This is a genomic window from Staphylococcus sp. GDY8P198P (assembly GCF_017891615.1).
In the GTDB taxonomy this organism is placed as follows: Bacteria; Bacillota; Bacilli; order Staphylococcales; family Staphylococcaceae; genus Staphylococcus; species Staphylococcus cohnii.
In genome coordinates this window covers 1-8,701 of record NZ_JAESJQ010000013.1, presented here as the reverse complement: position 1 = coordinate 8,701, position 8,701 = coordinate 1, and the positions used below count along the sequence as shown (strand labels likewise).

General features: G+C 31.7%; 8 protein-coding genes. 1 reads left to right on the top strand and 7 read right to left on the bottom strand.

All coding sequences use genetic code 11. From position 1 onward, the window contains the following. Positions 1 to 116: 116 nt before the first annotated feature. The 5 genes from mdh to KA824_RS10280 form a co-directional block, all read right to left on the bottom strand. On the bottom strand, positions 117 to 1,055 hold the full coding sequence (gene mdh, locus KA824_RS10300; RefSeq protein ID WP_107384447.1) for a malate dehydrogenase: 939 nt from the start codon (positions 1,053 to 1,055) through the stop codon (positions 117 to 119). Positions 1,056 to 1,218: 163 nt separating this feature from the next. Beyond that, entirely contained in the window at positions 1,219 to 1,830 is a 612-nt protein-coding gene (locus KA824_RS10295; protein WP_181187687.1) for a DedA family protein, read from the bottom strand. 40 nt (positions 1,831 to 1,870) lie between these two features. After that, complete coding sequence (locus KA824_RS10290) at positions 1,871 to 2,170, bottom strand: hypothetical protein (protein ID WP_107384445.1); 300 nt, start codon at positions 2,168 to 2,170, stop codon at positions 1,871 to 1,873. A 26-nt stretch (positions 2,171 to 2,196) separates the two neighbouring features. Beyond that, positions 2,197 to 3,105 (bottom strand): aldo/keto reductase, encoded by a 909-nt coding sequence (locus KA824_RS10285; protein WP_107384444.1) that lies wholly within the window; start codon positions 3,103 to 3,105, stop codon positions 2,197 to 2,199. 38 nt (positions 3,106 to 3,143) lie between these two features. After that, positions 3,144 to 4,070: a CobW family GTP-binding protein gene (locus tag KA824_RS10280; protein ID WP_181187686.1), complete on the bottom strand. Its 927-nt coding sequence runs from the start codon at positions 4,068 to 4,070 to the stop codon at positions 3,144 to 3,146. Positions 4,071 to 4,295: 225 nt separating this feature from the next. Here KA824_RS10280 and mgrA point away from each other — a divergent pair, with 225 nt between their 5' ends. Continuing rightward, the gene (gene mgrA / locus KA824_RS10275; RefSeq protein WP_046207364.1) at positions 4,296 to 4,739 is read left to right on the top strand and encodes a global transcriptional regulator MgrA; all 444 of its coding nucleotides are present in this window, start codon (positions 4,296 to 4,298) and stop codon (positions 4,737 to 4,739) included. 477 nt (positions 4,740 to 5,216) lie between these two features. Here mgrA and cydC read toward each other — a convergent pair whose 3' ends face one another. Together cydC and KA824_RS10265 are read right to left on the bottom strand one after the other, a co-directional pair. Then, positions 5,217 to 6,893, bottom strand: coding sequence for a thiol reductant ABC exporter subunit CydC (gene cydC / locus KA824_RS10270; protein WP_181187691.1), 1,677 nt, complete (start codon positions 6,891 to 6,893; stop codon positions 5,217 to 5,219). Continuing rightward, complete coding sequence (locus tag KA824_RS10265) at positions 6,890 to 8,515, bottom strand: ABC transporter ATP-binding protein/permease (RefSeq protein ID WP_107384441.1); 1,626 nt, start codon at positions 8,513 to 8,515, stop codon at positions 6,890 to 6,892. Before KA824_RS10265 ends, cydC begins: the two co-directional genes overlap by 4 nt. Positions 8,516 to 8,701 lie beyond the last annotated feature (186 nt).

The following is an 8,701-nucleotide window of genomic DNA, read 5'->3' as shown; positions in this document are numbered from 1 at the left end:
AATTATACGGACTTTATCTATATATCTGTATTTTCAGAATGTAATCACAAACTAAAATAAATAATAAAAAACCCACAGTACACACTACTGTGGGTTTTATTTTTTAAAATATTAAATTATTTATTTTTAAGTGATTGTTTCACTTGTTGAACAGCATTTGCTGAAATTTGTAATTGCTTTAATTCTTCATCCGAAAGTGTAAGCTCTAAAATGCGTTCTATACCATTTCCACCTAATATTGTAGGCACACCTAAGCAAATATCAGAAAAACCGTATTCATCTTCTAAATATGCGATGGCAGGTAATAAACGTTGTTGATCTTTCAAAATTGCTTCCAACATACTATATACCGCCGAAGCTGGCGCATAATAAGCAGAACCTGTACCTAGTAATTCCACTATTTCAGCACCACCTTTTCGAGTGCGTTCAATAATTTGGCTAATAGTAGTTTCATCTAATAATTTAGTCAATGGAACACCATTAACATTTGTAGCATTTACTAATGGAAGCATCGTATCTCCATGACCACCTAGAACTAACCCTTTAACATCTTTAATAGAGATACCTAAAGCTTCTGCTATAAATGTTTGATATCTTGCAGTATCTAATATACCTGACTGTCCAATAACACGTTTTTTAGAAAAACCTGATGCTTTCAATACTGTATAAGTCATTGCATCAACTGGATTGGTAAGCACTACTATTTTACATTCTGGGGAGTATTTAACAATTTCTTTTGTAACTTCTTCCATTACTTGTTCATTTATTTTAACCAAATCGTCTCTGCTCATTCCAGGCTTACGTGGTACCCCTGCAGTAATTACAACAATATCTGAATTTTTTGTATCAGAATAATCTACTGATCCTGAAACATTTACATCGAATCCATAAATTGGACTACTTTGTAATATATCCAGTGCTTTACCTTTAACCTGTCCTTCATTTTTAGGTTGATCAATCAATACAACATCCGCTAATTCATGTTTAGCGATAATAAAAGCTAAGGTAGATCCTGTATTACCAGCACCTATAATAGAAATCTTTTGTTTTGTCATAATGTCATCCCCTTATAATGCTAGACAAATGAATTGTCTCAGTATTTTTTAGTCCCACTTCTCAATTTATTGAGTTAGTGGGACTTATGCATGAGCTTTAGCTCAGGTAATCCCTAAACCACTTCTCAATTTATTGAGTTAGTTCGTTTAACTATCATCACTTTCACTTATATTTTCGTTGGCGTTTCAACCACTTCCAAATAATAAAAACAGCTAGAATAATAAGTACGATATAAATAATTTTAGAGTAAATATCCATATAGTGCACGATAACATGCCAATTGCTACCAACTGTTTGTCCTAAATAAATTAAAACGATATTCCAAATCAATGTACCAATTGTTGTAAATAATAAAAACAAAGGCATGTTCATACGTGTTAAACCGGCTGGAATTGAAATTAAACTTCTTAAAAGCGGTACAAATCGACAGAAAAATATCGTCCAATAACCGTATTGTTCAAACCATTGCAGTGTTTTATCTAAATCACTTCTTTTTACTCGTATGATTTTTCCATAACGATCTACAACTTTATATAAATTTCGCTCTCCTATCCAAGCACCAATGCCATAAAGGACAATCGCTCCAACAACAGATCCCACAGTTGATGTTAGTGTTACACCAATAAAATTCAAGTTAGAGTGTGTAGTCATAAAACCACCAAAGGTTAAGATGATTTCAGATGGTATAGGTGGAAAGATATTCTCGAAAAATATTAGAAAAGCAATTCCCCAATAACCATATTGTTCCATAAAGTGAGTGATCCATTGCACCATGTATGCCCTCCTAATTATTTAAATCAAATAATATTGAACATTATAGTAAATTATTTGATTTAGCATATAAATACATCGTCATTCCAAATAGTGCTAATGATAATAAGGTTAAGATGATTGCTAATACCATAACGCGTTTATAATGTTTAATAAACGCAACAAACAATATCGCACCATTGTAAAAAAAGAACAGGCCAAATAATGTCATCATTAAATTAATATCAGGATATATTATGTTTAATAAAGCAATTACTATTGCAAAACCCAAAAAAGGAAAATTAATAAAATTGCGTTGAAATCTAAACTGATTTCTAAGGTGTTGTTCACTTTGATTACTCATGTTCTACGCTCCTTCTAAATTAAAATCTAAGGAATATCATGACCTAAGGAAGCTGTATAAATATCAAACCACTCTTGGTCAGTTAACGTTATTGCCATACCTTGTAATGCTTCATCAATACGATTAATCTTTTGCGTGCCTAACACTGGCATGATTGAAGCTGGATGTTTCTTTAACCAAGACATAATAATTGCAGTTGTCGTAACATTATACTTTTGTGCCAATGGAGATATAATCGCAGTAATTCTTGCTGTTTTTTCATCTTCAAGATCAAACAGTTTTCCTCCAGCCAATGGACTCCATGACATTATTTTAACATCATCTTTGTACATATAGTTAATGGTTCCATCTTCAATTGCATCTAACGTATAAGGAGAAACTTCTAATTGATTTAAAGTAATATGTAATTTATCACAAACTAAACATTTACTTAATAAATCATACTGCGATTTGTTGAAATTTGATACTCCAAACGATTTGATTTTTCCTTCTTTAACTAAAGATTTAACAGCTTCTGTGATTTCATGTGGATCCATCAATGGTGATGGCCTATGAATCAGTAATGAATCTAGTTGTTCTACTTGTAATTGTTTGAGAGAACGTTCCACAGTTTCTGTGATATGTTTTTTACTATGATCGTATCGATGTCCATCTGCTGCCGCTAAATGGTCTGATGGCAATACGATGCCACATTTAGAAACAATTTCAAGATGTTCACGTAGATTAGGTGATAATTTAAGCGCTTCTCCAAAAATTCCTTCACAACTATAATCACCGTATATATCTGCGTGATCCATCGTAGTAATACCACGTTCAACTAGTTCATTAATATAGCGATTTAACTGTTGTGGTGTCCAATTCCAATCTTTTGCTCTCCAAAATCCTTGTATTACATTTGAAAAGGATACATGTTGGTTAATCTTCACTCTTTCCATAGTGAATCAAACCCCCTTCTTCATTACATTAATTTAAATTAGGTAAATTGTAGCATATCTAATTGATTTCGTAGTTTATTTACATCTAATTGCTCACCAATAATAACTATCGTCAAGGACACTTCTTTATCAATCGTTTGATAATCTGGCAACCCAAAAGCATATTGAAATTCATAAATATCTTCGGGTACATCTTTAAATTTCACATATCCCTTTAATCTTAGAACATTATCTGGTAACCGTAAAATAAATTGATAAAATAATTGTCTATTAATCGGTCCAGAAAAATGATAATGTATACGATTTATACCATGATGATGTACATGGGAATTTATTTTCATTTGATTTCCATTTGCAACCGAACTAATTTGATTCATATCCATATCTGCATATGTAGTAAAATATTTAGATGCTGTTGGATTAATTTTGTGAATTGCTTCATCAATATCATGTGCATGATTATCAATGAGGTCCATTTTGTTCATCACTATGTCATGACACACAGATAATTGTTCTTCCATCAATTGAATTGTATGGTTGGTATATTGAAAACGATTTAAGAAGCGAGGCCCATCCACCAATCCTATAACTGTAGGTTGGTCGACTTGTTCAATGATTTCAGAATCCTGACATGCCGCAATAATTTCAATTGGATGTGCTAAACCTGTCGCCTCAATTATTATATGGCGCATTGCACTTTTGCTTAGAAAATGTTTTAATTGTTTTATTAAATCTAGTTGCATATCACAACATACGCAACCATTTAATATTGACACAACCTCAATATCATTGCTAATAGCATAGCTATCTATATCTAAATTACCGTATTCATTTACGATTACGCCCGGATTTTCATTGCTTTTTTGTAAATATTTTATATATTTACTGAGGAAAGTTGTTTTACCACTTCCTAGAAATCCTGTAATAATCGTAATTTTGGTTTTCTGATTGTTAATATTTTTCATATACTCACTCATTTCATAAATAAAAATGTTTGCGTAAAACCTTAATTATTCTTATAATTAACCTTTCACTTGATAAAATGTTGACTTTCTTCTAAACTTTATACATACTTTATTTTAGCATGGCACAGTGTGAAAGTATGCTTGAGGAAGTGTAACACAACAATAGACGGATTCAAATCCGAAACAGAAAGAACAAAACGGATAGAATGTCTGGAGGAGAACTTTATGTCTGAACCACTTAATTTAAAGGATCAATTATGTTTCAGTTTGTATAATGCTCAAAGACAAGTAAATCGCTACTACTCTAACAATGTCTTTAAAAAATACAAATTAACATATCCACAGTTTTTAGTTTTAACAATCTTATGGGCTGATTCACCTGTTAACGTGAAAAAAGTCGTAACTGAATTAGCACTTGATACAGGTACTGTATCTCCATTACTAAAAAGAATGGAGCAAGTTGATTTAATTAAACGTGAACGTTCTGAAGTAGATCAACGTGAAGTGTTTATCCACTTAACAGATAAAAGTGAAGCAATTCGACCTGAATTGGATACAGCATGCCAAGATGTGGCAGTTGCATCTTCACTTAGCGCAGAAGAAAACAAAGAACTAAATCGATTACTTTCAAAAGTAATTAATGCCTTTACTGAAGAAAAAGCAAAATAATGCTAAATTTCTAATGTTAAAGTAAAACTATATGAAATTGATTAATTAAATATATTAATTTAAAGCCAGAGTCTGGGACAGCATTGAATTGTCCTAGACTCTTTCTTATTGTAAAGCCCCACTTCCCAACTTGTTGGGTTAGTGGGGCTTATGCATGAGCGACTGCTCAAGTAATCCTTAATACCACTTCCCAACTTGTTGGGTTAGTGGGGCTTATGCATGAGCGACTGCTCAGGTAATCATTTTATACTTTTTTCAATGCTAGCCATTCTTACGAGGGTGGAACGAGGAATCTTTTAATAAAATTAGATTTCAATCCCACCCCTTTTTTAAATACTATTAATAAATCACTGAAGTAATTATACATTTCTGCACAAATACTTCAGTGATTCGTTCATTTGTAAGAGCTTCATATTAAATTTTTAACATTTTCCATTTACAAATCAAGTACTTATATTGCTACTTTTTATTAAAAAGTCACGCTTGATTTAACATGACCATTTGATATAAATAGCCTTTGTTTGATAGTAACGATTGGTAATCTCCATATTCTATTATTTCCCCGTCAACCATAACCATGATTTTATCAAATTTGGGTAGTAATCGTAAATCATGTGTTGCAACGATTAATGTTTGAGATTGTTTGTGAATTTCATCCATCACAAGATTCGTATGATAAATATCTAACGCTGTAGTAGGTTCATCAAGCACCCAAATCGGAGCCTCTTTTAATAATAATCTAGCAATACCAATTCTTTGAATTTCACCACCAGATAGTGTATTACCTGAAAGTGTGATGTGTCTATCTAAATCAATGTGTGATAAACCTAGTGTATCAAAAACATCTTCGATTACTGCATCTTCTTGATCAGTGAATAAATTATCACGTACTGTACCATCAAATAATTGTTGTGACTGTAATAGAGCATTAATCGAACTGTATTTATCTGAATCTAAAATACTTGTAATATCTTGATTATTTATTAAAACCGTGCCATCTTCACTTTGATAGAGACCTAACATTAATTGTAATAAGGTACTCTTACCTGAACCAGAAGGACCAATAATTGCAACATGTTCACCTTCTTGCACACTCAGCTGTACTTTTTTTAAAGTGTAATTCGATTGATTCCAATATTTAAAATCAACATTTCGAACTTCTACTAACGGTTGATGTACAGCATTATCCAATGATAGTGGTTGATTGCCTTGTTGAATTGGGTGTGCAATAACTTCATTGATATTGATTAAAGCTTCATCCGTATCCGCTTTATAATAAGCCACATTACTCATAGGAATTGCTTGTTCAAATAATGTTAACATCATCAAAACAATACTTGTTAAGTAAACAACATCTAGCTGTTGATTTTGCACTTGTGTGACACCCAAATATAAAGTTGCAAATAAAGCAATCATTGAAACCATATTTAAGCTATATTCATACAACGATAAAAAGCGTTGTTCTTTTGCTTGTGCTTGTTCATACGCATTCAATTGTTCTAAAACCTGATGCTGATAATATTCTGTTTGGTCAAATCGTGTAAGTTCTTGATGCCCTTCTTTATAATCGTAAAATTGATTTAAAAATTGGTCTTGTATACGATTAACATCCCTTTTTAATAATTGTGCCTTTTTCGCGCTTAACCAAGGAATTAAAACCAATGTTATCAACATACTAATAAAGATGATAATTGCATGAACAAATGAGAAATAAAAAGTCACAACCATTGCAATCAACGCCGTTAAGCCAATGACTACTGGTGGATAATAAACTCTTAAATAAATATTTTGTAGTGCTTCCACACTACCAACCATACGGCCAAGTAAATCACTGGATTTAAATTTTCTATACACGTCTGGTACGACAGGTATAATATTTTTGAAAAATTGCACCCTCACATTTCTCAACATAGTAAATGTTGCTTTGTGAGATAATAATCGTTCGATATATCTTGCAACAGCACGTATAAATCCAAACATTTTAACAGAAACAATTAAAACCATTAAAGCAAATAATGGTGCACCTAAAGCACTTTGCGTTACCATATAACCACTTAAGAAAAACATGCTTAATGCAGTTAAACTGCCTAATATACCTACAATGATAGATAAAATTAAATCTTTATCTAACTTAAATTGAATATGTGGTCTCAACACAAGTCACCACCTTTATACGCATTTTGCTTGATTACTTTTATAGACTCAACAGAACCCTCATTAATCTTTATACGTCTATCTGCATTTTTTATGGTATTTTCTCTATGTGCGATGGTGATGATAGTCGTATTTTTAAACTTTTTGTTTATCACAGATTGAATGACATGTTCTGTTTGTACATCCAATCCCGTTGCAGGTTCATCAAATATCAATACATCAGGTTGTAATAATAACAAACGTGACAGTTCAATTCTTCGCATCTGTCCTCCAGAGAGCATCTCTCCACCTTCACCAATCCAAGTATCAATACCGTTTTCTAACGCATTGACAACCTGTTTTAAGTTAACATCGTCAAGCGCTTCTAAAATTTTATCTTCATCAATTTTTTGGAACATGGTCATATTATCTCTAATAGATGCGTTAAAAATATATGGATGCTGACTTAAAAAACCAATTTTTAATTGTTGTTTATAGATCACAGAGCCATATTGCGGTTTAAAATGTTGTGCTATAACTTGGGCTAAAGTAGACTTTCCAGCCCCACTTTTTCCAATTAATGCAATATGTTCTCCATCATAAATACTAAGATTGATATCTTCCAAAGCATGATGTTGTGTGTCGTCATATTTATAATACACATGCTCAAGTTGTATTAATGGCTTTTGATAACTATTCGTTTGCACTTGTGATTTTACATATCGCTCTTGTCGATCTAATAAATCGAAGACAACATCACTTGATCCTTCACTTTGCTTTCCAGTATGAAAAGATTGACCTAAATCTTTAATAGCATTATAAAATTCAGGGGCTAATATGATTGCTATAGCTGCCGTTTTAAAATCTATACTATCAAACAATATCAATCCTAGACCCGCTTCTAAAGCAACAAGGCCAATACCTAGCATACTGATAAACTCCAACATCAATCCCGATAAAAAGGCGCTTCTTAAAATACGCATCGTTAAATTTCGAAATGTTGTACTTTCTTCATATAAAGACTGTTCTGTAGCCTCAGTTTTATTAAATAATTTGAGCGTAATCAGCCCTTTTATTTTGTTTAAAAACTGCTGACTAAATTGATTTAAATAGGTCATTTTATCTTTTGACTCATCACGTGTTTTCAACCCAAAAATGATATAAAACATTGGTATAAATGGTGCAGTTACAATCATAATTAAAGCAGTGTTCAAATGTATGAAGCACATTGCAATTATGATAAATAGCGGTATCATCATTGACTTAAAAACCTGAGGAAAGTAACTATTAAAAAATGGTACTATGCCATCTATATTTTCAGTTAGTGTATTTATTTGAACACCAATGGGTTCTGACGATTTATTCAAAATCAATTGACGTCGTAAGTCATATTTAACGCGAGCAGACATACGATTACCTATCATTTGATTTATTGTATTAAATGTCGCTCTTGCTAATAAAATAATTAATGTCACTAGTAGTAAAATTAACAAATCTTGATGTGTATTGCGTAACATTGCATTTAAAATTTCTGCTATAGCAACGTTCTGAATGACTACAGTAATCGCTAATACTGTACTGATTACAAACATTAATATTGGATAAATTTTATACTTCATCGCTAAACTTGTTAATCTTTTCACAAATATCACCTGGTTCATATTATATATGGATTGTATTAAAATGAAATGAATTGGCTCAAAAATTAATACATTTTTATTTACTTAATTCATATTTTTGAGTCAAGTCCAGACTCCTATGTAAAATGCTATACAATGTTTTTACCATTTCTACTTATCAAAATTGATGTATTTTCTTGAAGAATAAAT